The organism is Streptomyces sp. NBC_00258 (genome assembly GCF_036182465.1).
In the GTDB taxonomy this organism is placed as follows: domain Bacteria; phylum Actinomycetota; class Actinomycetes; order Streptomycetales; family Streptomycetaceae; genus Streptomyces.
Map to the genome: position 1 here is coordinate 7,966,779 of NZ_CP108081.1, position 23,184 is coordinate 7,989,962.

Below are 23,184 nucleotides of genomic sequence, written 5' to 3' on the forward strand. Positions count from 1 at the left end.
CACGCTCGATGCCATGACGACGACAACCCCCGCGGGCCCGGACTCCGTACCCGGATCAGGCCCCGGACCAAAGCCTGCCCCAAGTAAAACTCCCGGCACTGACAAACGCCCCGGCCACCTGCTCGCGATCGTCCTCGCCGCCCAGTTCATGGCGCTCCTCGACGTCTTCATCGTCAATGTCGCGGTCCTCACCATCGGTGCCGAACTCCACGCCTCGGGCGCCGAATTGCAGCTGGTGGTCGCCGGATACGCCATCTCGTACTCCGTCCTGCTGATCACCGGCGCCCGCCTGGGCGACCTGCTCGGCCACCGCCGCGTCTACCTGGCCGGCCTCGCGCTGTTCACGACGGCCTCGCTCGCCTGCGGACTCGCCCAGGGCACGGGCGAGTTGATCGCCTTCCGGCTGATCCAGGGAGCCGGCTCGGCCGTGATGATCCCGCAGGTCCTCAGCCTCATCCAGCGGAACTTCACCGGCGAGGCCAGGGGCAGGGCCCTCGGCCTGTACTCGGCGGTCCTCGCGACCGGCGCCGCGGCCGGACAGGTGGTCGGCGGGGTCCTGGTCAGCGCGGATCTGTTCGGCACGGGCTGGCGCCCGGTCTTCCTGGTGAACGTGCCCGTGGGCCTCGTACTGCTGGCGCTCGGCGCACGGGTCCTGCCGCGCGACGACGCACGCGCCCCGGAGCGCTCGCACCGGCTCGACCTGCCGGGCCTGGTGCTCCTGGGTGCGGCCGTGTCGCTGCTCACGGTGCCGCTGGTGCTCGGGCAGGAGGAGGACTGGCCCCTGTGGTCCTGGCTGTCACTCGCGGCCGCCGCGGTCGCCTTCGTCCTGTTCTGCGCGTACGAGTCCCGGCTCGCCCGGCGAGGTGGCACCCCACTGATCGCGCCCAGGGTGCTGCGCCACCCCGGCATGGGGCTCGCGGTCTTCCGGATCATGGCCGTGATGGCGGTCAACGGAGGCTTCCTGTTCGCGCTCACCCTGCACGTCCAGGGCGGCCTCGGCTTCAGCGCGCTGCGTGCGGGACTCACTTTCGCACCGACCGCCGTGGTCTTCGGTCTGGTCGGGCTGACCTGGCGCGGGTGGCCCGCCTCCTGGCAACGCGCCCTGATCCCGGCCGGGTTCGCGCTCGCAGCGGTCTCCGTCGCGGGCGCGGGCCTGGCGCTGCGGGACGGCCACGGGGCCGGCTTCTGGCTGTACGTGGCGTTCGCAGGCGTCGGCACAGGGCTCGCGCTCGGCTTCAGTCCCACTCTCACGCGGGCGCTCGCCACCGTGCGCCCCGAGGACGCGGCGGACGCCAGCGGCCTGCTCGCCACGGTCACCCAGCTCGGTCAGCTGATCGGTGTCGCGGTGTTCGGCACACTCTTCTTGAATCGGCTTGAGTCACTTGGGGCCTCGGGGGCGTATACCTCTTCGGACGCGCTTCTCGTCTGCATGTTCGCGCTGGCCGCGACCGCCGCGACGGGTGCCGTGTCCGGACTGGTACGAAGGCGTCGCTGACCGTATTGGTCCGGCCGTGGCAGAATCAAACGGCCGGAAGGGGCGGCCCGACGGGAGGGAGTGGCGATGCCTGCGAGCATCCTCGGGGAGGTCGACGACCTTCCCGGATCCGAGGTGATACGGGACAGGATCACCCGCCTCGACTGCCCTTCCTGCGGTTCGGCCCACGTCGCCCTGCTTCTCGGCGACAGCGGCGGAATTTCCTACGTGTGCACGGCCTGCGGCCACAGCTGGAGCTGATCGATGGGTGCACACAGGCGCAAGTGCGATTGGTGCGGCAGTGGTACGCCCATCGTGCGCGACATGGAGCCGGTCAACCACGACTACCAGTACTGGTGCGAGGAGTGCGCTCGGGCGCTGATCATAAAAGGCGACCCGATCGAGACGTACCGCGAGCTGGAGGGCGAGCCGATCTACGGCCGACTCCTCGACGAGCACTGCACGCTCAAGCGGTTCTATTCCTTCGCCACTGCCTGACGCCGACCGGGGTATCGCCACACGGTGACCCCGGTCATGGCCGGCAACGTGAAAGTGGCCTCTTCGTAGAGGGCCGACAACGTCAACCCGACGCCACCCTGCCGCGGTTCGAGCCGTCGGGCCGGTGTGACACCCGACACGATGTGTGCGAGGAGAAGACCAGCGCCGTCGTGGCCCGGGCGACGACGGCCCAGGCACGCCCTCCACGCGGTTCCGCGGCACGGCGACCGGCCAGTCCCCACGGCGGCGGTGAGCGCCGCTCAGACGGCCACAGAGGCCCGGCTCCGGGGTGCGCAGCAGCGGGGCGGGCCTCCCCGCGCGGTGAACGGGTCGGAAGCCGGCGCTGTCCACCGTGACCATTCGGCCTGTCCGGGCGTACCGGAAACGATTTGGTGGTGCACCGGGGGGACCGGTAATGTTGGCGTCGCCGCCGGGGAAGCCCGGTGGAACACCGCGAGGGGCTATAGCTCAGTTGGTAGAGCACCTGCATGGCATGCAGGGGGTCAGGAGTTCAAATCTCCTTAGCTCCACAGCAGATGAAGGCGGGTCATCCGATAAGGATGGCCCGCCTTTTGCATTGGCTCGCTTTTGCCGTCTCTTGCGCCGGTCCCCTGCACTGTCTCCTGTGTGCGGTTGGGCGGCCCGGTCTCCCGGGCCGCCGGTGTGTCAGCGGCCGCGGCCCAGGGCGCGGCGGCCACCGCCACCGCCCTCGCGTACGGCGGGGAGGTTCTGGCGGGGAGCCGCTCCGCGGGTGTCCTCCTCGAGGCGCAGCGCGAGCGCCGGGCAGCGGCGTACGGCGCGCAGCGCCTTCGCCTCCGCGTACCGGGGCACCCCCGCCTGCGCGACGGTCGGGAAGCCGTCGGCGCCCAGCTGGAAGACCTCCGGGAGAATGTCCGCGCACAGGCCGTGTCCGCGGCACAGCGTCCAGTCGACGTAGATCTTCTGGCGGCTGGGACCCTGCTCCTGCTCCGGCTGGCCGCCCGGGATGCCGGTGGGCTGCTGGCCGCCCTCGAAGAGCGGCAGAACGCCCTCCACGGGCCGTCCGCAGCCGTTGCCGAGGACATGCGCGGCCAGGTCGTCCGTGAACGCCTTGATGGTCGACTCCAGGAACATCGCGGAGCCGTCCGGGTGTGAGCACGCGCCGCGCCGCTTCACGGCGTTGGCGACCTGCTTGAGTGCCTCCAGGGCGGCCGGGCCGCCGCCGTTGAGGATGTCCTCCATGCCGCGTGCCGCGGCGGGCAGTCCGAGGTAGCAGGGACCGCACTGTCCCGCGCTCTCCTCCGCCAGCCACTGCGCCACTCGCAGCGACTCGCCGAGCGGGCAGGTCGCCGTGCTGATCGGCAGGATCGCGCCCGCTCCGAGCGCACCGCCCACCGCGTCGAGGGAGTTGCGCGAGACGATCGCCTCGTTGACCGTCGCGGAGTCCAGCCACTTGCCGTGGTACCCGCCGGTCAGCACGCCCTGCGGCATCGGCGGGGCGCCGGCCAGCTGCAGGATGTACCGCAGCGGTACGCCGGTGGGGGCCTCGATCACCATCGGGCGGGCGACCGCTCCGGAGACGGTGAGCATGACCGTGCCGGGCTCGTCGTACAGGCCGGTGTTGCCGTAGCGCTCGGCGCCGATGCGCGCGGCGATCGCCAGCTGGGCGAACGTCTCGGCGTTCGACAGCAGGGTGGGCGCGCCGCCGACACCGTTCTGCGAGGCGCTGGTCTTGCGGCCGGGCGGGATCGCGGGACCGCCGTCGATGGAGCGGACGAGGGAGGCCGCCGCTCCGGTCACCATGCGCACCGGATTGCGCTGCACGCGCGCGCGGATGGTCGCTCCGCGCCGGTTGGTCAGCCCGCGCTCGGAGAGCGCCGCCTCCATCGACCGCTGCGTGGACTCACGGGTCACACCGACGACCAGGGTGCGTGCGCCCAGCGCCTCGGCGACCAGCAGGGCGCCGTCCAGGATCAGGTGCGGGGCACGGTTGATCATCACCGTGTCCTTGCGGCAGGCGGGCTCGTCCTCGCTTCCGTTGACGACGACCACGGGACGTACACCGCGGCGGATGGCCGCCTCGGCGACCGACCGCAGTTTCTTGTGGAACGGGAAGCCCGCGCCGCCGCGGCCCTTCAGGTTGATGCGTTCGGAGAGCTGCGCGAGCTGCTCTCCGCCCATCGGCTCGAGCGGTCCGTGCACCTTCAGGTGCATGGGCAGGTCGAGTCTCTCGACGAGATCGAAACCGGAGGTGAGCTGGGGAAGGCCCACCACTCGGACTTCGGGGACGTCGGGAAGGGCCTCGTTCACTAAAAGCCTCCGGAAGGCGCGTTCCAGGGTTCGCCGTTGCTGGGTGCCTCGTAGGAACCGGGCTGCGTTTCAGTGGCGGGACCGCTGTTGTACATGTCGTTCGGGTTGTACGTACCGAGGGGGTCGTTCGTCTCACCGGTGTCGTACACATCACTTGTGCCGTACGTGGGGACGGCGCCGGTGTCGTACATGCCGTTCGCGTCGTATGTGGGGATGGTCCCGGTGTCGTACGTCGGTGTCCCGGCGGGGCGCGGCGGGGCCTCGTAGAGCGGCGGGGACGGGGCCGGCCAGCGGGGGCCGGAGTTGCCGTCGACGCGCGGCATCGCCTCCGTGGCCTGCATGTCCATCGGCTGCATGCGCTGGGTGGGGTCGGGCATCAGCGGGTCCTGCGCGCGCGGGGTGTTGACGGCCCGGTAGGCGGCGGCGAAGCCGCCGGTGTCCGTGAGGGATCCGGTGTCCGTGAAGGACGCCGAGTCCTGGAGGGCGGAGCGCTGCGGCGACGCGTACGACCCGGACGGGGACGACGTCCGCTGCGAGGGAACCGCCATGTCCGGGAAGCCGGGCCGACCGCCGCCGGGCAGCGAGGCGTCCGCGGCACGGCGTGCCCCGGGCTCTTCGCGGTAGGACCGGTTGCCGCTGTCGAGCAGGGACAGGACGCGCCTGGCGACCTTCCGCTTGAACGACAGGGGGGCCGACCGCAGGAGCAGTGCGCCCATGACGGCGACCAGGGCCAGGCTGTACAGGATCACGAAGACAGGCTGCGCCTCGCGCCCGGCGAAGAGGCCGTGGATCAGGGCCGAGCACCAGGCGGGGTAGGCCAGCATGTGCAACGCGCGCCAGCGACCGGCGACGTGCACGGGGGACGAGAAGGCGCTGCGCAGCGCGCCGGTGAGGGCCGTGACGACCATCAGGAGGCCGGCCAGGGTGCCGAAACCGATGAGCCCGTTGGTGCCGGTGACGCCGAGGCCGAAGGGGATCACGACCGCGATCGCCGAGGTGTGGTCGAGCACGAGCTTGACCGAGATGTGCAGCAGCAGGAAGCCGACCGAGGCCACCGCCGTACTCCTGTGCACGGCCTGGGCTATCAGCCTCTGGCGTGTGTTGAGGAAGACCCGGTCGGTCGCGACGAGCCCCCAGAGCACCGAGAGGGTGAGGGACACGAGCGACAGAACGCCCGCGCCGAAGTTGAGGAATTCACGGAATCCGTCACCTCCGACCACGACGACTAGGGGTATCAGCAGCAAAGCGGCAGCCGTCACTCCGCCCCGGACCGATCGGCTCGGCTGGGCGAGTGTGCTGTTGTTACGGCGAGAGTTCATGGGGGCAACTCCGAACAGTTCGGGAAAGCGGTCCCGCTGCCGCACTCTAGGTCGAGCCATACCGAGGGGTACGAGGTTTGAGTTATTGCGCTGTTATCAAAGGGCAGTGAGGGAGTTGTGATGTCCCTTAGAGGCCCTTACGCGAAGTAACTTTTGACTCTTGTTCAACTTCTGTCGACCTGGCGCGGACGTGACACGCAGTGCCGCAGCGTAGCCGAAAGCGCGTCGCGGTCCGCTCGGCCGCTGCGGTACCCTGACGCCATGCGTGCCGTACGCCTTCTGCTTAGTGAGCCGCGCTGATCAATCCCGGTCGCCGGAAAACCGCGACCGGCATCGGCGCGGCGCCCCCTCCTGTGCGAGGGGTTTTTTCATTTCCTGAGCCGCTGGCAGAGACGATCGATGGAGCTTTGAGGATCATGAGCGAGACGAACAACGCTGCCGCCTCCGAGGTGGCCGCGCCGCACCGCTACACGGCCGCCATGGCCGAGCAGATCGAGGCACGCTGGCAGGACTTCTGGGACGCCGACGGCACCTACGAGGCGCCCAACCCGAAGGGTGACCTGGCGGGAGACCCCTCGCTGGTCGCCAAGCCCAAGAAGTTCGTCATGGACATGTTCCCGTACCCCTCCGGTGCGGGCCTGCACGTCGGTCACCCCCTGGGCTACATCGCCACCGATGTATTCGCCCGGTATCAGCGCATGACCGGCCACAACGTCCTGCACACCCTGGGCTTCGACGCCTTCGGCCTGCCCGCCGAGCAGTACGCCGTGCAGACCGGCACGCACCCGCGGGTGTCCACCGAGGCCAACATCGAGAACATGAAGATCCAGCTGCGCCGGCTGGGCCTGGGTCACGACAGGCGCCGGTCGTTCGCGACGATCGACCCGGACTACTACAAGTGGACCCAGTGGATCTTCCTGCAGATCTTCAACTCCTGGTACGACGACGAGGCGGACAAGGCCCGCCCGATCGCCGACCTGGTCGCCCAGTTCGAGATCGGTGAGCGCGCCGTACCCGGTGGACGCTCCTGGAGCGAGCTGACCGACGTCGAGCGCGCCGACATCCTGAGCGAGTACCGCCTGGCGTACGCCTCCGACGCGCCCGTCAACTGGTGTCCCGGGCTGGGCACCGTCCTGGCCAACGAGGAAGTCACCGCCGACGGCCGCTCCGAGCGCGGCAACTTCCCCGTCTTCAAGGCCAAGCTGCGCCAGTGGAACATGCGGATCACCGCGTACGCGGACCGCCTGCTGGACGACCTGGACGCGCTGGACTGGCCCGAGGCCATCAAGCTGCAGCAGCGCAACTGGATCGGCCGCTCCGAGGGCGCCCGCGTCGACTTCCCCGTGGACGGCGAGGCCATCACGGTCTTCACCACCCGCCCCGACACCCTGTTCGGCGCCAGCTACATGGTCCTGGCGCCCGAGCACCCGCTGGTCGAGAAGTTCACCCCGGCCGCCTGGCCCGAGGGCACCCATGACGTCTGGACGGGCGGTCACGCCACCCCCGCCGAGGCCGTCGCCGCCTACCGCGCGCAGGCCGCCTCCAAGTCCGACGTCGAGCGGCAGGCCGAGGCCAAGGACAAGACCGGCGTCTTCATCGGCTCGTACGCGACCAACCCGGTCAACGGCGAGCAGATCCCCGTCTTCATCGCCGACTACGTCCTGATGGGCTACGGCACCGGCGCGATCATGGCCGTCCCGGCGGGCGACCAGCGCGACTTCGAGTTCGCGCGCGCCTTCGAGCTGCCGATCCACTGCATCGTCGAGCCGACCGACGGGCGCGGCACCGACACGTCGACGTGGGAGAACGCCTTCGGGGCGTACGACGCGAAGATCATCAACTCCGCCAACGACGACATCTCCCTGGACGGCATGGGGGTCGCCGACGCCAAGGCGCGCATCACCGAGTGGATGGAGCGCAAGGGCATCGGCCACGGCACCGTCAACTTCCGGCTGCGCGACTGGCTGTTCAGCCGCCAGCGCTACTGGGGCGAGCCCTTCCCGATCGTCTACGACGAGGACGGCATCGCCCACCCGCTGCCCGAGTCGATGCTGCCCCTGGAACTGCCCGAGGTCGAGGACTACTCGCCGCGCACCTTCGACCCGGACGACGCGAACACGTCCCCGGAGACCCCGCTGTCCCGCAACGAGGACTGGGTCGACGTCACGCTGGACCTGGGTGACGGCCGCGGCCCGCGCAAGTACCGCCGCGAGACCAACACCATGCCCAACTGGGCCGGTTCCTGCTGGTACGAGCTGCGCTACCTGGACCCGCACAACTCCGAGAAGCTGGTCGACCCGGAGATCGAGCAGTACTGGATGGGCCCGCGCGAGGGCCAGCCGCACGGCGGCGTCGACCTGTACGTCGGCGGCGCCGAGCACGCCGTGCTGCACCTGCTGTACGCGCGCTTCTGGTCCAAGGTGCTGTTCGACCTGGGGCACGTCTCCTCGGTCGAGCCGTTCCACAAGCTGTTCAACCAGGGCATGATCCAGGCCTACGTGTACCGCGACAGCCGTGGCATCGCCGTACCGGCCGCCGAGGTGGAGGAGCGCGACGGCGCGTACTACCACCAGGGCGAGAAGGTCTCCCGACTGCTGGGCAAGATGGGCAAGTCCCTGAAGAACGCGGTCACTCCGGACGAGATCTGCGCCGAGTACGGCGCGGACACGCTGCGTCTGTACGAGATGGCGATGGGCCCCCTGGACGTGTCGCGGCCGTGGGACACGCGCGCGGTGGTGGGCCAGTTCCGGCTGCTGCAGCGGCTGTGGCGCAACGTCGTCGACGAGGCGACGGGTGAGGTCACCGTCGTCGACACCGAGCCGGACGAGCAGGCGCTGCGCGCCCTGCACAAGGCGATCGACGGCGTGCGCCAGGACCTGGAGGGCATGCGCTTCAACACCGCGATCGCCAAGGTCACCGAGCTGAACAACCACCTGACCAAGGTGGGCGGTCCGGTCTCGCGCACGGTCGCCGAGTCGCTGGTGCTGCTGGTCGCGCCGCTGGCCCCGCACATCGCCGAGGAGCTGTGGCGCAAGCTGGGCCACACGGACTCCGTCGTGCACCGGGACTTCCCGGTCGCCGACCCGGCGTACGTCGTGGACGAGACCGTGACCTGCGTCGTGCAGATCAAGGGCAAGGTCAAGGCGCGCCTGGAGGTCTCCCCGTCGATCTCGGACGAGGAACTGGAGAAGGTCGCGCTGAGCGACGAGAAGGTGGTCGCCGCGCTGGACGGGGCGGGCATCCGCAAGGTGATCGTGCGGGCGCCGAAGCTGGTGAACATCGTTCCCGCGTAGACGGAGGCCCGAGAGGGTCGGGGTAGTCCCCTACGGGCAGGTTGGGGGTTCCGCTGGAACCCTCGGCCTGCCTTTTCCGTTTACCGTGGAAGAGCCGGCCGGCACCGCCGGGCACGGGAAGCAGCACCCGAGAGGATCGTCATGGAAGCCGTGGTCGCAATCGTGGCGCTGATCTTCGTGCTGTTCGTGGCGCTGGGGGCGTATGCCACGGTGAAGGTGGTCGGCGCGGCCAAGCGCGGAGTGGACCGCACCGTCGCACAGGCCCGCCGCACGGTGGAGGACTCCACGCTCAGGGCGAAGACCTTCGCCCAGCCGGGACCCCAGGGCGAGATCGCCCAACTCCGCCTCTCCCTGCGCACATCGATGCGTGCCACCCAGGAGGCGCTGCACGCGGGCGTGACGGAGGACGAGTCGCTGAAGGAGTCCCTGGCACTCTTCGAGCGGCTCAGCGCTCATGGCCACGAGCTGGACGGCGACCTGAAGCGACTGGAGCGCGAGCCGGACAGGACCCGCCTCACCGAGCGACTTCCCTCGCTGAGGGAGCGCACGGAGCAGATAACGAAGTCGGCGGACGCCCTGCGCTGGGCGGCTCGCGACCGTGCCCAGCGCTTCGGGAACGACGACCTGGAATCGCTGAGCACCCAGATCGACATGGAGGCGGGCGCACTGCGGCACTGGACGACGGAACCGGCTTCCACGGGGACATCGGATCCGTCTGCGGCCGGGTCGCCCGGTCCGTCCGTGGGGACGCCCGGCTCCTCCGCAGGGACGCCGGGTCCGTCCGCAGGGACGCCCGGTCCCGCCTCCACGCGGACGCCGCCGGAGCCGGCCGCGGCACGGACGCCGCCCCCGGCCCCGTGGCCCGAGGCGCCGCCCGTCCCCGCCGACCAGCAGACCTGGCCGGAGAGCCCCGAGTCGCGCAGGGCCGAGGAGCCCACCCGGGCCGCGATCGACCCGCCCGTGCAGCGACAGGCCTACCCTTGGGAGAAGAAGCCCCGCCCCGAGAGCACTACTTGATCCCATCTGCCCGGCCGCAGGTGGGAGGGGCCGGACTGCCGCCCACGCTCACTGACAGGTAACCTCCAGCTCATGTCCCGCCATGTCGCGATCGTCACCGATTCAACGGCCTACCTGCCGCCACGGACGATGGAGCGCCACGGCATCACCGCGGTGCCCCTGACCGTGGTCCTCGGGGACCAGGCACTCGAAGAGGGCACCGAGATCTCGGCCCGTTCACTGGCCCTGGCGCTGCAGAAACGACGGTCCGTCACCACCTCCCGGCCCAGCCCCGAGGTGTTCGCCGAGACCTACCGCAGGGTCGCCGAGTCCGGCGCGACCGGCATCGTCTCGCTGCACCTGTCAGCGGAGTTCTCGGGCACGTACGACGCCGCTGTCCTCGCCGCGCGCGAGGCGCCGGTGCCCGTGCGGGTGGTGGACACCGGGATGGTCGCCATGGCCCTCGGCTTCTGCGCGCTGGCCGCGGCCGAGTCCGCCGAGGCGGGCGGCACGGTCGACGAGGCGGTCACCGCGGCGGAGAAACGGGCCGCGGGTACGTACGCGTACTTCTACGTGGACACCCTCGACTATCTGCGCCGGGGCGGCCGCATCGGGGCGGCGCAGGCGCTGCTCGGGTCTGCGCTGGCCGTGAAACCGCTGCTGCAGCTGGACGGCGGGCGCATCGAGCTCCTGGAGAAGGTACGGACGGCGGGCAAGGCGATCGCCCGACTGGAAGAGATCGTGGCCGAGCGGGCGGGGAGCGCACAGGTCGACATCGCGGTCCACCATCTCGCCGCGCCCGAGCGGGCGGCGGCGCTCGCGGAGCGGTTGCGTGTTCGGGTGCCGGGGCTGGCCGATCTGCATGTGAGCGAGGTCGGGGCGGTGATCGGGGCGCACACCGGGCCCGGGCTGCTCGGGGCGGTCGTTTCTCCTCGCTGAGGTCGTTTCTCCTCGGCGAGTCTCCTCGGTGAGCTCGGACTGACTCGTGTGGGTGGCGGAGTTATCCACAACTGGGTGGTAATCCCCGGGAATTGAGCAAGATCATCGTGGTTCGGCAATTGTGCCCGATTCTCGTCGCATGGCACTTCGATCACCTTCACGGACAGCGACAGCAACCAGCGGACCGGGCCGGGGCCCGGTCTCCGACAGCCGTACGCGACACCGCCATCACCGCCGTCGCAGCAGGTCCCGGCGTCGAGAAGCCTCCGCGGAGGCGCTGCGCCTGCGCGCGGAGACACTCTTCGCCGAACGGAGGAGAGTGCGCGGGGAGTTGAGGCATGGTCCGCCGGTGGTGTCGGGGCGGGAGGGGTGGAGCCGTGGCCGCGGCGGTGTCGTCACCGATGTTGGTACCGATGCCGAAACTGGTGTTGAGAGCGGCGCTGAAGTTGGTGCTGAAACCGGCGCTGGAGTCGACGTAGAGATCGAAGCGGTTGGAGCCCGAGTCCGAGCGAGGGGCGAGGCCGGTGCCGGTGCCGGCGCTGGAGCTGATTCCGGTGCCCGAGCCGGTGCCCTGTGGCGGGAGCGGACCGGGCTTGCCGTCCGGGAGCGGATGCCCTTGTGGCTGCAGTCCAGGTGCGGGCTGGAGCGGAGGAGTGTGGTCGCGCTCACGGTGGTTCTCGTGGTCGCGGCTGTCTTCGCCGCTCAGCACTTCTGGGCGGGGCGGACCCAGCCGGTGCGGGCACCTGAAGTGGTGCGGGCCGTGGGTTCGTACGGGGGAGACGGCGAGGGCGGGCAGGAGGCGGCGCCGGGATCGTCCGCCGCCGCACGGGACCCCGTGGGCGTAGCTGGAGCGGCTGGTGCTGCTGCCGGTGCCGTCATCGTGGTGGACGTCAGCGGCAAGGTGCGGGAGCCCGGTATCCAGCGGTTGCCGGCCGGATCCCGGGTCGCCGATGCCCTCCGGGCGGCCGGCGGGGTGCGTCCCGGCACGGACACCGAGGGACTCAACCGGGCGCGGCTGCTCGTGGACGGTGAGCAGGTGGTGGTCGGAGGACCTCCGGCTGTCGCCGGGCCCGGTGTGGCGGGCGGTCCGGGTGCCGCGGGCTCAGGCGGAGCCGCCGCGGGAGCCGCCGCCACTCCGGTCGGCCTCAACACGGCCACGCTGGAACAGCTGGACACACTGCCCGGTGTCGGTCCCGTACTCGCCCAGCACATCATCGACTACCGCACCCAGCACGGCGGCTTCCGCTCTGTCGACGAACTCCGTGAGGTGAACGGAATCGGCGATCCTACATGTCGAAGGTAACCTATAGGGCATGACTCCACAACGGGCCGTGCTCCTCCTCCGGATCAGTTATCGGCGTGCCATCGAGGACGCCGATCCGCAGGTGGAAGAGGCGAAGGTCAAGTACAAGGAGCTGTCCAAGGGCATCGGCCGCCAAGAGGAAGACGCCCGTGCCCTCGCCGACCGGCTCGGCTGGAAGGTCATTGGCGTGATCCCGGAGGACGACACCAGCGCCTTCAAACGGCGGCGGATCAAGCTCCCCGACGGGTCGACCGCGCTCCGTACCGTGCGCCCCGGATTCCGCGAGGCCCTGGAAGGACTTGCGGACGGTACGTACGACGGGCTGATCGCGGACGACTTGGACCGTGTGGCCCGCGACCCGCGCGACCTTGAAGACCTGATCGACGTGGTGGAGTCCGGCCGCCCGCGCATCCCCGTCACCTCCGTCACGGGCTCGCTGCGCCTGGACGACGACGCCGGAGTGACCATGGCGCGGGTCATGGTCGCGGTCGCCAACAAGTCCTCCCGGGACACAGCACGGCGCGTCACCCGCAAGCACGAGGAGTTGGCCGCCGAGGGCAAGCCGCCCGGGGGCGGGTACCGCGGGTACGGGTTCACCGCGGCCGGGCACGAGCCGATCAAAGCCGAGACCGACATCATCCGCGAGATCACCGCGCGCATCCTGGGGGACTGGGACGGCTGGACCGACGAGCAGTTGGAGAAGGTCGACCCCGAGGTGGGGGAGTCCCTCAACTCGATCGCCGCAGACCTCCGCCGGCGGAAGGTGCCCACGGTGACGGGCGCGGCCTGGTCTGACCGCTCCGTGCGCTCCATCGCCTCCAAGCCGTCCGTGGCCGGACTGCGCGAGTACCGAGGCGAGATCGTCGGGAAAGCCGTGTGGGACCCGATCGTTCCGGAGGAGCGGTGGGAGCAGGTACGGGCCCGGCTCACGGCCCGGCACCGGTCGGTCGACCTGACCCTCCAGCGCTGGCTTACCGGGGTGCTGCGCTGCTCGCGGTGCTCCCACATGCTGCACGGCTGGTCGGGCAACAACGGCAAGCGCTACTGGTGCCCACCGTCCCTGGGAGGCTGCGGGAAGACCGCGGTGAAGGCCGTGTTCGCCGAGGACGAGGTCGAGCGGCAGATCCTCGAACTCCTCGGCCAGCCGAAGGTGTTGCAGCAGCTGCGGACGGTCGCCGATACGGAGGTCACGGACGAGGCCCGCGCCGAGCTGGCCGAGGACGAGCAGCAGTTGAAGCTGATGGCCGGCATGTTCGCGCGGCGGGAGATCACGTTCCCCGAGTTCCAGGAGGGGCGCCGGATTATCGAGCGCCGGATCAAGGAATCACGGGCGTTGCTGACGTCGCGGGCGCCTCGGGTGCTGCGCCGTCTGCTGGCCGGTGACGATGTGGCCGCGGGTTGGTCGGAGTTGTCGCCGGTCGACCGGCGGGAGGTGGTGCTGTCGCTGGTCCCGGGGTACGACGTGCTGCCGCATGACCGGTCCAAGGGCAACAAGTTCGACCCCGGGCGCCTGGTGCCGTTCGAGGCGTGAGCAACGCGTCAGATGACGCACTGCGGCCCGTGTCTACCAATGGTGGACACGGGCCGTTCCTACTTCTCGGCTTGGAGCCGCGGGCCCGGCTCGGCGCCAGCGCGACCCTTCGCGCTGGGGCCGAGCCAACCTTCCTTGCGCGCCCTGGAGACCCAGGTCCGGATCGTCTGCTCGGGCCGGCCGTAGGCCTCCGCGAGACGCCGCGTGGCACCTTGCGGCATACCTGTGGCCGTCTCCCGAAGGTAGGAGAGGGCCACGTCACGGAGGAATCCGTCCGTCATCTCCGTGCGGCCCGCCGAGACCGGCATGGTCGCGGCTGGCGCGTCTGGAAGCTGGAGGCTGGCTGAGAGTCGGCTGCGTACGTGGTCGAGGAAGGTCCCGATGGGGATCTGCCGCATGAGCGTGCCCGTGATCTCGACCGGGCTGTCCGGGTCGGTGTCGACCTCCAGGCGCGTGACCTTCAGGCCGTGCTCGGTCCGGTAGATGTCGCCGAAGATCCGCCAGACGCGTTCTTCGCCAGAGGCGGGGATCGCCGCGAAGGTGAAGTGGTTCGGGTCGTCGGTCTCGCTGATGTCCCAGCCCAGTCGGATCTTCGTGCCGGGCAGCAGGAGACCGGGAAGTTTCTTGGCGGATGTCACCCGGTGAGCATCGCAAACGTGGTGACAGCCCGCAACAGTCACCTTCTCCCACCTGCTCATGTCGTTGGGTCATCTGGGGTGCTTGCATTCTGTCGTTGGGTCTGTCAAGGTGGTCACATGACAGTCACAGTCGCTGAGCGAATTCGCTCTCGCCTGCACATTCGCCGGGAATTGCCCGAGCCGGAGGAATGCCGAGCACTGCGAATTGCCTCCGGTTTGACCCAGGAGGAATTGGCCGTAGCAATTGGCGTCACCCGGCAGGCCGTCACCCAGTGGGAGACAGGCGCGCGGTCGCCTCGGGGTCGTCTTCTGGACGCCTACGCCGAGGCCATCGCAACGCTCCGGGAGTCGGCGTGAGCCGCCCTCAGATCACCCTCGTCGACCTCTACCGGGATCGGCCTCTGACCGACGCACAGGCCCGCCGGATCGTCGCCCTGCTCGGCCTCGCCCAGCCGCGACACAAGAACGGGAGGGCCGGGGTTGCAGCCCCGACACCTCCCGCCATGCCCTCTCAGCAGCAAGCCAGCTGAACACACCGAAGCCCCGGGCTCATCGCTCGCCAGCGACCCAGGGCTTCAGCAGAAAGGACACGACCAGAATGACACAGACCACCGACATCATGCGCGGCGCTCTCCAGCCGACTGGCCACCCGCACCCCCTCCTCGTCGAGGGCGCGGTGCAGGCCGCCGTCGAGTCTGCGGACCGGCACATCGCCCGGGAGTACCCGGCGGTCGCCGCACTCCTCAGTGACGGAGCCCGCGAGCACACGCACTCGGACTCGGACGCTCCCGCGTTCGTCGACGGGAAGGCCACCCCGGAGGCCGCGAAGGTCTTCGCCGACCTGGCCGCCGGGATCGCCCCGGCTATCAACGCCGCCGCCGACCCGCAGGCCGCGTACGCCGAGGTCATGCAGGTGTGGCACAACCTCCTCGCCGACACGGCCGCCGGACCGCTCACCACCGAACAGCGCACCCTGGTCCACGACGAGGGCCTCGGCGCCTGGCGGACCGAGCCGGTCGAGACCGAGCTGCGGGACATCGACGACCAGCGAACCCGCTCTGAGAACGCGGAGACGTCGTTCCTCGGCGCCGAGGTCGTCATGACCGACTACCGGTCGCAGGCGTACGGCCGTCAGACAGAGATCTGGCTGCGCTACGGAATCACCGTCGGCACGCTCACCCCGGCCAAGGCCCGTGAGGCGCTGGACGCGATCAAGGGCTTCGTCCCGTACCTCGAAGCCGTGGTGGAGCTCGCCGAGGAGATCGGGGCCAACGACTTCGAGGGCGACCCCGAGATCGCGGCGGCCGACCGTGAGGCCGAGACCCGCCGACACCGCGCCATCACCGAGGCCCGCGCGTAATGACCATCAGCACCATCACCGAGACCCCCGCCAACCCGGCGGGGGCCTTCGGGCTTGCCCCGATCGACATCCCCAAGACGCTCCCCGAGGCCGCGCTGAACTACGCGCTCGCCGGCATCAAGGTCTTCCGCGTCCGTCGCAACAAGACCCCGTACGGGAACTGCTTCCTCTGCCGACAGACCATCGACGACAAGCCGAACCCCCGCTACGACGGGCACCGGCCCGAAGACTGCCGCTGCCACGTCGACACCTGCCACGCCCATTGGGCAGCAACCACCGACCCGGACACCGTTCGCCGTTGGTGGGCCGAAGAGCCTGATGCCAACATCGGCGCACCCTGCCGCCTCAACGGGTGGGCCGTGATCGACATCGACCCCCGAAACGGCGGACACCGCTCGTACGTCGCGGTCGAAGAACACTTCGGGGTACTCCCCGGGACCGCGATGCAGATCACCGGAGGCGACGGCCTGCACCTGCTCTACCGCAGCCCTGGTGACATCAGCCTGCCCGGTGCCCCGTTCCCCGGCATCGAGATCAAGCACAACGGCTACATCCTGCTCGCCCCGTCCGTGCACTCCTCTGGCTACCGCTACCAGTGGCCCGCGGACGGGCGCTTCCGCCACCCCGAGACGGAGTGGCCGCAGGTGCTGCTGCCCAGAACCAGGAAGGGCGCATGACCACCGCGAAGGATTTCGAAAGCCGCCTCGCCGAGGGCCTGGCCAAGTTCGGCGAGGCGGACCCTGTAGCGCCGGTACCGACTCCCCGGGCGGCCCCCTCGCTGGCCACAGACCGTCTCTCCGTCTACGTGGAGAACGCGGTACAGGCCGAGTGCGACACGATCGTGCACGCCCCGCACGGGGACCAGAACAACCGGATCAATAAGGCCGCGTTCAGCGTCGGCCAGTTGGTCGCCGTGCGCGCCATCGACGAGGACGAGGCCCGGGATCGGCTCTTCGCGGCCGGCGCGGCCGGGAACCACCCCGAGGGCCGAACCCGGGAAGCGATCACGTCCGGGCTCAACGCGGGTATGAGGCAGCCCCGCTCACCGTGGCCGCCGGTCTCCAGCACTCCGCAGGGACACAGCAGGGCGGACTATGAGGCCCTGATTGCACCCACGGACCCGGACCCCGCCGAGCACCCGGAAGGAGGTGACACCGGCGGTACGGAGAGCACGGGCCCGCTCCTCGGGAAGCTCCCCGCCTCCTTCTACGACCAGCGGGACGTCCTCAAGAACATCAGGCAGTACGCGCACGCGATGTGCTGCTCGGCCGACGTCGTCCTCTACGCGACCATGGCCCGACTCTCCGGGATGATCGACTACCGCATCAAGGTCGACACCGGAGTCAAGAAGCTCGCCTCACTCAACCTGTTCGTCGGCATCATCGACGGGTCCGGCAGCAACAAGAGTTCCTCCAACGAGGTCTCGGAGGACCTCCTCGAAGCCCCGGAGGACCGCGACTTCCTCGACGGGATCCCGCTCGGCTCCGGCGAGGGCATCGCCGAGGCCCTCATGGGTGAGGTCGAGCAAGACGACTTCACCAAGCTCGACCGGAACAACAACCCGAAGACCGTCAAGGTCCGCCAACAGGTCCGGCACAACGAGTACTTCTACCAGGACGAAGGCGAAGCCCTCATCCGCATCGGGTCGCGAGACGGCTCGTCGCTGTGGCCGTCGATCCGCTCGGCCTGGCAGGCCGGGACGCTCGGCCAGACCAACGCCAGCGCCGAACGCCGCCGATTCATCAAGCGCGGCTCCTACGCGCTCGGAATGGTCGTCGGATTTCAGTACACCAACGCCCTCGTCGTCCTCCGCGACAGCATCACCGGCACCGCGCAACGGTTCGTCTGGTGCCTGGCCATCGACCCCGACATCCCCATGGACCCGATTCCCCGCCCTGAGATCAACTTCGGCCACCCGCAGAACATCTACGGCACCACCGTGATGAGCATGCCGGACGACATCAAGCGGAAGATCCGCACGGAACTCGTACTCCGGCAGACCGGGCAGTTGCAGGTCGACCCGCTCGACGTCCACGCGAACCTCGTCAAGACGAAGTTGGCCGGCCTCCTCGCCCTCCTCGACGGGGCCCGGACGGGCATCACGATGGAGGACTGGGCGCTCGCCGAGCAGATGTGGGCGGTCTCCTGCACCCTGCGTACCGCCATCCTCCAGCGCGCTTCCCGCGAGGAGGCCACCGCGGCGCAGGCGAAGCGCGAGGAGCGGGTGGAGGACGCGGTACAAGCCCACACCGCGGTCACGCGCGCCGAGGCCCGGCTCGAACTGCGGGCCCGCTGGTGCGTGAAGAAGATCCGCGAAGGGCTCCGGCGCGAGCAGCTCATGGAGAAGGCGAGCAGCAAGTGGCGCAAGGAAGTGCCCGCGGGCTACGAACTCGCGCTCTCCCGAGGCTGGCTCGTCGAGGACGACGACGGACACGTCGAGACGACTTCGGAGGCCCCGTAAGCGGCTGCTGGACCCGCTGGACCCCTGGACCCCGGTGGACCGTGGGGCGCGTGTGAGAACGGGGTGACCGGGAAGCGAAAGCGGAACGCCTCCGGCGGAGGCTCTCCACTCCCCTTGATCAGCGAAAACGTAGGTAATTGAAAACTAAACTATTAGAACCATCTTTCGTACACGAGGCGCCGAATCGACCGCACCCGCGCGGGTCCAGAAAAGGGGTCCAGCGGTCCAGCTGTTGGACATAGGCCGCATATCGACAGGAGATCCGCATGGAACCCGTACGCACCGACTACGCAGCAGGCAACGCCCACCTCATCGCCTCCATGGTCAGCAACTACCAATGCGGCAGCTGCGGCGGCCAAGTCGAAGAACTCCTCACCGACAACACCACCGGATTCATCCAGGCCAACATCCACCACGACGACAACTGCCCCGTCCTCAACGGCCACGTCAGCAGCATCGACGACTTCGCCCGAGCCGCGGTCATCCCCGACACCTTCAAGGCCAGGCCCTGATGTCCGCGCGCGCCCATCCATGGCCTCGCGCGTGCGCGTAAGGAGACCCTCGTATGACTGCAAACCGCCCCGCCGCGATCCTCGCCCTTGCCCGCGGCGCCACCTCAGAAGAGGCAGCACGCGAGGCCGGCGCGTCCGGCCGCACCGTACGACGGTGGATGGAGGACGAGGACTTCCAGGCCGACGTACGCGACACCCGTACCGAGATGCTTCAGCACGCTGTCGGCCAGCTCGCCGCCGGAGCCGTCGAGGCCGTGACCGCGCTCCGGGAGGCGTTGAAGGACACCGACGGCCGTAACCGCGTGCAGGCCGCGCGGACGCTGCTGGACGCCACGCTGACCCTGCGGGAGACACTCCAGATCGAGGAGCGTCTCCGCGTGGTCGAGGCCCGCCAGAGGAACTCTCTCTGATGGCCCGCCGACTTGCCGGGTACGCGGCCCGCCTCGACCGCCTGGAAGCGACGTACGACAGCAACCGGATGCACTTCCGTACCGCCAAGGGCCGCCGGTTCTCCCTCGACGTGGGCGACGTGTTCCAGATCGTCTCCGACACCCTCGGATGGCTTCACGACCCCGACGCCGAGCAGCCGCGCGGCCCGCTCCTCAACCTCCTCGCGACCGCCGAGCCGGACAACGAGCTGGGCCTGATCGGGCAGACCGTCGTCCTCGCCGCCAAGCAGACGGTGACGGGGGTGCGGCCGTGACCGAGGAGCGACTGTCGAACGACGAGCTGTACGACCGCTGTTGGGCCGTGTTCGCGCTCGCTGTCGAGGGCCGTGACGACGACGTGGACGAGCTGCTCGTCACGCTCCCGTGGGAGGACGTGATCACAGTCGTGTGCGGGCTCGGGAGCATGGCCGCGGGGGCGATGGGCCGCGGCACGGGCCTGGACGAGGTGGCGGCGCGCGCCAGGGTGGCGGGGATGGCGCGGGCGATGCTGATGGAGCGGCTCGCGGCACGGGAACGGCCGGCCGATGGCCAGGGCTGAGGGCAGTGCGGATCGGTCCGCATTGCTCGACGAGGACGGCTCCGTACGCGTACCGGCCCGTCTCGCCTCGCCCCTGTTCGCGATCCTGTGGCGCCACTACAGGGCCGAGAAGCGGGACAGCGGCGGGGAGTTGAGCCCGGACGCCCACGCCCTCCTCATGGCCCTGCACCGGGCCGCCTCAGGTGTTTCAGGTGAAACACCCACCCCGACTTCCTCCGAAGGAAGCGACCTCGACACTTCCGAGATCTTGGGAGCGCATGAGGTCGCTGACCTGCTCGGGTGCTCCCGACGATGGGCGACCGCCCTCCTAGGGTCCGGCCGGATCCGCGCCTGGCAAGCCGGCCGGACCTGGGTGACCACCCGGGGCGACCTCGACCGCTACCGATTCGAGGAGCCCGCACATGGCAATGAAGAAGATCACCCACATCGGGGACGCCAACTCGGCTGACGGCCCCTGGAACCTCGACAACCCCAACACCCCCTGGTTCGTCGCAGGCGTCGCCTACACCGACAACGCACCCGTACTCGCCTACATGGCCCGCACCCCCGGCTACACCGTCACCGACCCGGACGTAGGCCAGCCCGACGCCGCGCACCTCGCCGCGGTCACGAAGCTGAAGGACCAGGCCGGCCGCACCTTCCACCACACCGCGACATGCGGCGACGCCGTCGACGGTGGCCGCATCCGGTACTTCCGGTGAGCGGGGCCGAGATGGGATCCCAGGACCAGCACCGCAGGCCCGGCCTCCTCGCCGCGATTGACGCGAGCCGCATCGCCCAGGAGACCGCCGCAGCCGAGGCCACCCGCCCGGAGCGCGAGGCCCGCGAGCAGCAGATCGAAGCCGACGCCGCGTTGCACGGCACCGCCGGATGGCAGGCACTCAGTACCCACCGCAGGCAGATGGCTGCCGCACACGTCGCCCGTCAGGCGCAGGAGGCTGGCAACGATGCCGCATAACACCCCCACCCCCGACGAGGCCCGCGAGGCCCTCGACACGGCCAGCCGCGAGGCCACCGAGGCGGCCGGCCTGGTCGAGTCCCTCGCCGAGCGCGTACGCGACGGTGACCCCGACGTCACCGCCGAGCAGCTCGGCGCGCAACGCCAGTTGGCCGACCTCGCGCAGCTGCGCATCACGGCCGCCGAGCGGAAGCTGGACGCAGCCCAGAAGGCGGACCTCGACGCCCGCGCACGGGCCACCGCGGACCGCATCCGTGACCTCGTCGCCGACGACACCGCGGAGCCGATCCTCGACGCCGTACGGGCCGTCATGGACGCCGCCCGCCTCCTCGTGAGGGTGTCGGAGGAACGGCACGCCGCGATCCGGGACGTGGCCATCGCAGGCGTCCACATGAACGAGGAACTCGGCCGGTCCCACGAGAATCCGTGGCCGTCCCGCGACCGGTACGGATTCATGGCACAGACCGGAGTCAGCCTGTCCGTCTCGATGGACGGCGAGGGCAGTGCGCAGGCCATTCCCGCCGGCCGTGTCCTCGGTGTCGTCCTGCGGGCCGTCCTCGACGACAGCAAGACCCGCACCCAGGCCACGGAGATGATCGGCCTCTCGACGGCGGGTCTCGACCGCAACACGGGCCTCGTCCCCGGGCTCGCGGAGGTTCTCGCCGAGGCCCCGCGCGCGGACACCGAGGGCTGACCCCGTGGGCAGCACGAGCGAGGTCGCCACGCCCAAGCTGACCGCCGTAGCGCGGCCGGCCGTCCAGTCGGTCACTCACGTCACCGACCCGAAGCGCCTCAGGGCCCCCAGCGTCGCCCCACGGGCACGTAGGGAGGGCTGACGCATGGCCCTCAACCTTGGTGAGCTCACCGCCGGACTTCGTGCGGACGATGGCCAGTTCACCCGCACCCTGACCCGCGCCGAGCTGACGATGCGCGGCCTCACCCGGGACGTGAACGGGCAGCTGCGGGACATGCATGGCCGGTTCGTCAACGAGTCCCGGGGCATGGGCCAGAGCCTCTCGTACAACCTCGGCCGGGGCGCCCGTGGTGCCGTGACCGCGCTCCGGACGGTGGGCAAGGCCGCGATGGTGATGGCCTTCGTGTCCGCCGGGGCGGCGGTGGCCGCGGGCGGTGCTCTGGCTCTGCTGCCGCTCATCGTGATCGCTGGCGCGGCGAAAATCCTCGCCGCGAATAAGGAAGTCGCCGGGGCGTTCTCCGCCCTCGGAAAGCACGTCAAGAGCGAACTGACCAGGCTGGCCCAGCCGTTGGTCAAACCGTTCGTCGCAGCCGCCGCTCAGCTGCGGAAGATCTTCGACGAGGTAGCCCCGCACATCGGTGCCGCGTTCGCCGCGGTCGCCCCGATGATCGGCCCCTTGGTGGACGGGATCGGGAAGTTCGCGACCGGGATCATGCCCGGCTTCGTGTCCGCGATCCAGTCGGCCCAGCCCGTCATCGAAGCCCTCGCGGACGGGCTCGGCTACATCGGCGCCGGCCTCGGAGGGTTCTTCGAAGGGCTCTCCGGAGGCGCTGGAGGGGCGGCTGCAGCGCTCGGCCCGTTCTTCCAGGTGATCGGCTCCCTCCTGCCCGTGGTCGGCTCCCTGCTCGGCGCGCTGGCCACGTTGGGCGGTCCGATCCTCGCCGGGGTCGCGTCCGCACTGACACCCCTGATCGGGGTGGTGCAGCAGCTCGCCGACTGGCTCGGGCAACTCGTCGCGAAGATCCCCCCGGGGGTCCTCACCGCGATCGGTGCCGGGTTCGTCGTCCTCGCCCTGGGCGTGAAGGCCTACTCACTGGCCATGGGTCTCGCGGGCGCGGCCACGAGGATCTGGGCAGGCGCTCAGCTCATCTTCAACGCGGTCATGGCCGCGAACCCCATCGGCCTCGTAATCGCCCTCGTCGTGGGCCTCGCCGCGGCCGTGGTCATCGCCTACCAGAAGTCGGAGACGTTCCGGGCGATCGTCCAGAGCGTGTGGACCGCGGTCAAGAACTTCATCAGATCGGCCGTCGACAGCATCAAGGGCGCCCTCGCCTGGTTCGGCACCCTCCCGGGCCGCATGTCCGCCTGGTGGGGCGCGGCGAAGGACGCCGCGATCCGGCAGGCGTCGTCGATGGTGTCGTGGGTGCGCGGCCTCCCCGGGCGGATCAAGTCAGCGCTCGGCAAGCTGGGCTCGCTGCTGGTCGGTGCCGGAAAGGACGTCATCAAGGGCCTGTGGAACGGCATCTCGGGCATGGGTGGCTGGCTCTGGTCCAAGGTCAAGTCGTTCGTGTCGGAGAACGTGGTGAACGCGGCGAAGAGTTTCCTGCATATCGGCTCCCCGTCGAAGCTGATGGCCGACCAGATCGGCCAGTGGATTCCCGCAGGTATCGCGCAAGGCGCCCTGGCGAACACCGGGGTCATCGACAAGGCCATGTCGTCGCTCGTGTCGACGCCCACCCCGTCCATGGCGATGGACATGGGCGCCAGCGCTGGGGCTGGAATCTCCGGGCGAGGCCGCGGCCTCGCGGATCTTCCCCTCGTGCGTGTGGACCTCGGCGGCCAGTTGGGTGACGCCCTGGTCGGAGTACTCCGCGACAAGATCGGGGTCGGTGGCGGGGACGTGCAGCTGTACTTGGGCAAGAGGAGGTGACC

At 69.9% G+C, this 23,184-nt stretch carries 25 protein-coding genes and 1 tRNA gene; 23 read left to right on the top strand and 3 right to left on the bottom strand.

The genetic code is table 11. The annotated features are described in order from the left end of the window. Window positions 1-13 precede the first annotated feature (13 nt). The 4 genes from OG718_RS35410 (at window position 14) to OG718_RS35425 (ending at window position 2,502) form a co-directional block, all read left to right on the top strand. On the top strand, window positions 14-1,495 hold the full coding sequence (locus OG718_RS35410) for an MFS transporter (RefSeq protein WP_328846069.1): 1,482 nt from the start codon (window positions 14-16) through the stop codon (window positions 1,493-1,495). Between the two features lie 66 nt (window positions 1,496-1,561). Next, on the top strand, window positions 1,562-1,735 hold the full coding sequence (locus tag OG718_RS35415; RefSeq protein WP_186000988.1) for a hypothetical protein: 174 nt from the start codon (window positions 1,562-1,564) through the stop codon (window positions 1,733-1,735). A gap of 3 nt (window positions 1,736-1,738) precedes the next feature. Beyond that, window positions 1,739-1,972: a hypothetical protein gene (locus tag OG718_RS35420; RefSeq protein WP_010986886.1), complete on the top strand. Its 234-nt coding sequence runs from the start codon at window positions 1,739-1,741 to the stop codon at window positions 1,970-1,972. Window positions 1,973-2,429: 457 nt separating this feature from the next. Beyond that, window positions 2,430-2,502 (top strand) — tRNA-Ala (locus OG718_RS35425). A gap of 136 nt (window positions 2,503-2,638) precedes the next feature. Here OG718_RS35425 and OG718_RS35430 read toward each other — a convergent pair. Both OG718_RS35430 and OG718_RS35435 read right to left on the bottom strand, forming a co-directional pair. Continuing rightward, window positions 2,639-4,261 carry an NADH-quinone oxidoreductase subunit NuoF family protein gene (locus tag OG718_RS35430; protein WP_143632085.1) on the bottom strand — a complete coding sequence of 541 codons (1,623 nt, stop codon included), beginning with the start codon at window positions 4,259-4,261 and terminating at the stop codon, window positions 2,639-2,641. After that, window positions 4,261-5,580 (bottom strand): cytochrome b/b6 domain-containing protein, encoded by a 1,320-nt coding sequence (locus tag OG718_RS35435; protein ID WP_328846070.1) that lies wholly within the window; start codon window positions 5,578-5,580, stop codon window positions 4,261-4,263. Before OG718_RS35435 ends, OG718_RS35430 begins: the two co-directional genes overlap by 1 nt. Before the next feature lie 416 nt (window positions 5,581-5,996). Here OG718_RS35435 and leuS point away from each other — a divergent pair, with 416 nt between their 5' ends. From leuS to OG718_RS35460, 5 genes are all read left to right on the top strand, one after another. After that, window positions 5,997-8,873: a leucine--tRNA ligase gene (leuS, locus tag OG718_RS35440; RefSeq protein WP_328846071.1), complete on the top strand. Its 2,877-nt coding sequence runs from the start codon at window positions 5,997-5,999 to the stop codon at window positions 8,871-8,873. A 141-nt stretch (window positions 8,874-9,014) separates the two neighbouring features. Next, a complete protein-coding gene (locus tag OG718_RS35445) occupies window positions 9,015-9,890 on the top strand; it encodes a hypothetical protein (protein WP_328846072.1) in 876 nt (291 codons plus the stop codon). Between the two features lie 72 nt (window positions 9,891-9,962). Continuing rightward, entirely contained in the window at window positions 9,963-10,808 is an 846-nt protein-coding gene (locus OG718_RS35450) for a DegV family protein (RefSeq protein ID WP_143632081.1), read from the top strand. A 139-nt stretch (window positions 10,809-10,947) separates the two neighbouring features. Then, window positions 10,948-12,111, top strand: coding sequence for a ComEA family DNA-binding protein (locus OG718_RS35455; protein WP_328846073.1), 1,164 nt, complete (start codon window positions 10,948-10,950; stop codon window positions 12,109-12,111). 10 nt (window positions 12,112-12,121) lie between these two features. Further along, window positions 12,122-13,642, top strand: a complete 1,521-nt coding sequence (locus OG718_RS35460; RefSeq protein ID WP_328846074.1) for a recombinase family protein — start codon at window positions 12,122-12,124, stop codon at window positions 13,640-13,642. A gap of 59 nt (window positions 13,643-13,701) precedes the next feature. Here OG718_RS35460 and OG718_RS35465 read toward each other — a convergent pair whose 3' ends face one another. Continuing rightward, entirely contained in the window at window positions 13,702-14,280 is a 579-nt protein-coding gene (locus tag OG718_RS35465; RefSeq protein ID WP_328846075.1) for a hypothetical protein, read from the bottom strand. Between the two features lie 117 nt (window positions 14,281-14,397). Between OG718_RS35465 and OG718_RS54455 the strand changes: the two genes are divergently transcribed. From OG718_RS54455 to OG718_RS35525, 14 genes are all read left to right on the top strand, one after another. Then, a complete protein-coding gene (locus tag OG718_RS54455) occupies window positions 14,398-14,637 on the top strand; it encodes a helix-turn-helix transcriptional regulator (RefSeq protein WP_406488988.1) in 240 nt (79 codons plus the stop codon). Next, a complete protein-coding gene (locus tag OG718_RS35470) occupies window positions 14,634-14,810 on the top strand; it encodes a hypothetical protein (RefSeq protein ID WP_328846076.1) in 177 nt (58 codons plus the stop codon). The genes OG718_RS54455 and OG718_RS35470 overlap by 4 nt, the downstream gene beginning before the upstream one ends. 68 nt (window positions 14,811-14,878) lie before the next feature. Continuing rightward, the gene (locus tag OG718_RS35475) at window positions 14,879-15,640 is read left to right on the top strand and encodes a hypothetical protein (protein WP_328846077.1); all 762 of its coding nucleotides are present in this window, start codon (window positions 14,879-14,881) and stop codon (window positions 15,638-15,640) included. After that, on the top strand, window positions 15,640-16,317 hold the full coding sequence (locus OG718_RS35480; RefSeq protein WP_328846078.1) for a bifunctional DNA primase/polymerase: 678 nt from the start codon (window positions 15,640-15,642) through the stop codon (window positions 16,315-16,317). The genes OG718_RS35475 and OG718_RS35480 overlap by 1 nt, the downstream gene beginning before the upstream one ends. Beyond that, complete coding sequence (locus OG718_RS35485) at window positions 16,314-18,101, top strand: hypothetical protein (protein ID WP_328846079.1); 1,788 nt, start codon at window positions 16,314-16,316, stop codon at window positions 18,099-18,101. The genes OG718_RS35480 and OG718_RS35485 overlap by 4 nt, the downstream gene beginning before the upstream one ends. Window positions 18,102-18,367: 266 nt before the next feature. Next, window positions 18,368-18,613, top strand: coding sequence for a hypothetical protein (locus tag OG718_RS35490; protein WP_328846080.1), 246 nt, complete (start codon window positions 18,368-18,370; stop codon window positions 18,611-18,613). Between the two features lie 53 nt (window positions 18,614-18,666). Beyond that, window positions 18,667-19,023: a hypothetical protein gene (locus OG718_RS35495; RefSeq protein ID WP_328846081.1), complete on the top strand. Its 357-nt coding sequence runs from the start codon at window positions 18,667-18,669 to the stop codon at window positions 19,021-19,023. Then, complete coding sequence (locus OG718_RS35500) at window positions 19,023-19,316, top strand: hypothetical protein (protein ID WP_328846082.1); 294 nt, start codon at window positions 19,023-19,025, stop codon at window positions 19,314-19,316. The genes OG718_RS35495 and OG718_RS35500 overlap by 1 nt, the downstream gene beginning before the upstream one ends. Then, complete coding sequence (locus OG718_RS35505) at window positions 19,313-19,600, top strand: hypothetical protein (protein WP_328846083.1); 288 nt, start codon at window positions 19,313-19,315, stop codon at window positions 19,598-19,600. Before OG718_RS35500 ends, OG718_RS35505 begins: the two co-directional genes overlap by 4 nt. A gap of 157 nt (window positions 19,601-19,757) precedes the next feature. Further along, complete coding sequence (locus OG718_RS54460) at window positions 19,758-20,048, top strand: helix-turn-helix domain-containing protein (protein WP_443055365.1); 291 nt, start codon at window positions 19,758-19,760, stop codon at window positions 20,046-20,048. Then, entirely contained in the window at window positions 20,002-20,301 is a 300-nt protein-coding gene (locus tag OG718_RS35510) for a hypothetical protein (protein ID WP_328846084.1), read from the top strand. Before OG718_RS54460 ends, OG718_RS35510 begins: the two co-directional genes overlap by 47 nt. Before the next feature lie 11 nt (window positions 20,302-20,312). Then, window positions 20,313-20,558 carry a hypothetical protein gene (locus tag OG718_RS35515; RefSeq protein ID WP_328846085.1) on the top strand — a complete coding sequence of 82 codons (246 nt, stop codon included), beginning with the start codon at window positions 20,313-20,315 and terminating at the stop codon, window positions 20,556-20,558. Beyond that, window positions 20,548-21,252 carry a hypothetical protein gene (locus OG718_RS35520; protein WP_328846086.1) on the top strand — a complete coding sequence of 235 codons (705 nt, stop codon included), beginning with the start codon at window positions 20,548-20,550 and terminating at the stop codon, window positions 21,250-21,252. Before OG718_RS35515 ends, OG718_RS35520 begins: the two co-directional genes overlap by 11 nt. A 145-nt stretch (window positions 21,253-21,397) precedes the next feature. Next, window positions 21,398-23,182: a hypothetical protein gene (locus OG718_RS35525; protein ID WP_328846087.1), complete on the top strand. Its 1,785-nt coding sequence runs from the start codon at window positions 21,398-21,400 to the stop codon at window positions 23,180-23,182. The last annotated feature ends 2 nt before the right edge of the window (window positions 23,183-23,184 follow it).

What these genes read in the sequence shown, in the direction of transcription:
- OG718_RS35410 (WP_328846069.1), top strand. Translation starts at nt 14, where the DNA reads ATGACGACGACAACCCCCGCGGGCCCGGACTCCGTACCCGGATCAGGC.
- OG718_RS35415 (WP_186000988.1), top strand. Translation starts at nt 1,562, where the DNA reads ATGCCTGCGAGCATCCTCGGGGAGGTCGACGACCTTCCCGGATCCGAG.
- OG718_RS35420 (WP_010986886.1), top strand. Translation starts at nt 1,739, where the DNA reads ATGGGTGCACACAGGCGCAAGTGCGATTGGTGCGGCAGTGGTACGCCC.
- OG718_RS35435 (WP_328846070.1), bottom strand. Translation starts at nt 5,580, where the DNA reads ATGAACTCTCGCCGTAACAACAGCACACTCGCCCAGCCGAGCCGATCG.
- leuS (WP_328846071.1), top strand. Translation starts at nt 5,997, where the DNA reads ATGAGCGAGACGAACAACGCTGCCGCCTCCGAGGTGGCCGCGCCGCAC.
- OG718_RS35445 (WP_328846072.1), top strand. Translation starts at nt 9,015, where the DNA reads ATGGAAGCCGTGGTCGCAATCGTGGCGCTGATCTTCGTGCTGTTCGTG.
- OG718_RS35450 (WP_143632081.1), top strand. Translation starts at nt 9,963, where the DNA reads ATGTCCCGCCATGTCGCGATCGTCACCGATTCAACGGCCTACCTGCCG.
- OG718_RS35455 (WP_328846073.1), top strand. Translation starts at nt 10,948, where the DNA reads ATGGCACTTCGATCACCTTCACGGACAGCGACAGCAACCAGCGGACCG.
- OG718_RS35460 (WP_328846074.1), top strand. Translation starts at nt 12,122, where the DNA reads ATGACTCCACAACGGGCCGTGCTCCTCCTCCGGATCAGTTATCGGCGT.
- OG718_RS54455 (WP_406488988.1), top strand. Translation starts at nt 14,398, where the DNA reads ATGACAGTCACAGTCGCTGAGCGAATTCGCTCTCGCCTGCACATTCGC.
- OG718_RS35475 (WP_328846077.1), top strand. Translation starts at nt 14,879, where the DNA reads ATGACACAGACCACCGACATCATGCGCGGCGCTCTCCAGCCGACTGGC.
- OG718_RS35480 (WP_328846078.1), top strand. Translation starts at nt 15,640, where the DNA reads ATGACCATCAGCACCATCACCGAGACCCCCGCCAACCCGGCGGGGGCC.
- OG718_RS35485 (WP_328846079.1), top strand. Translation starts at nt 16,314, where the DNA reads ATGACCACCGCGAAGGATTTCGAAAGCCGCCTCGCCGAGGGCCTGGCC.
- OG718_RS35490 (WP_328846080.1), top strand. Translation starts at nt 18,368, where the DNA reads ATGGAACCCGTACGCACCGACTACGCAGCAGGCAACGCCCACCTCATC.
- OG718_RS35495 (WP_328846081.1), top strand. Translation starts at nt 18,667, where the DNA reads ATGACTGCAAACCGCCCCGCCGCGATCCTCGCCCTTGCCCGCGGCGCC.
- OG718_RS35500 (WP_328846082.1), top strand. Translation starts at nt 19,023, where the DNA reads ATGGCCCGCCGACTTGCCGGGTACGCGGCCCGCCTCGACCGCCTGGAA.
- OG718_RS54460 (WP_443055365.1), top strand. Translation starts at nt 19,758, where the DNA reads ATGGCCCTGCACCGGGCCGCCTCAGGTGTTTCAGGTGAAACACCCACC.
- OG718_RS35510 (WP_328846084.1), top strand. Translation starts at nt 20,002, where the DNA reads ATGGCAATGAAGAAGATCACCCACATCGGGGACGCCAACTCGGCTGAC.
- OG718_RS35515 (WP_328846085.1), top strand. Translation starts at nt 20,313, where the DNA reads ATGGGATCCCAGGACCAGCACCGCAGGCCCGGCCTCCTCGCCGCGATT.
- OG718_RS35520 (WP_328846086.1), top strand. Translation starts at nt 20,548, where the DNA reads ATGCCGCATAACACCCCCACCCCCGACGAGGCCCGCGAGGCCCTCGAC.
- OG718_RS35525 (WP_328846087.1), top strand. Translation starts at nt 21,398, where the DNA reads ATGGCCCTCAACCTTGGTGAGCTCACCGCCGGACTTCGTGCGGACGAT.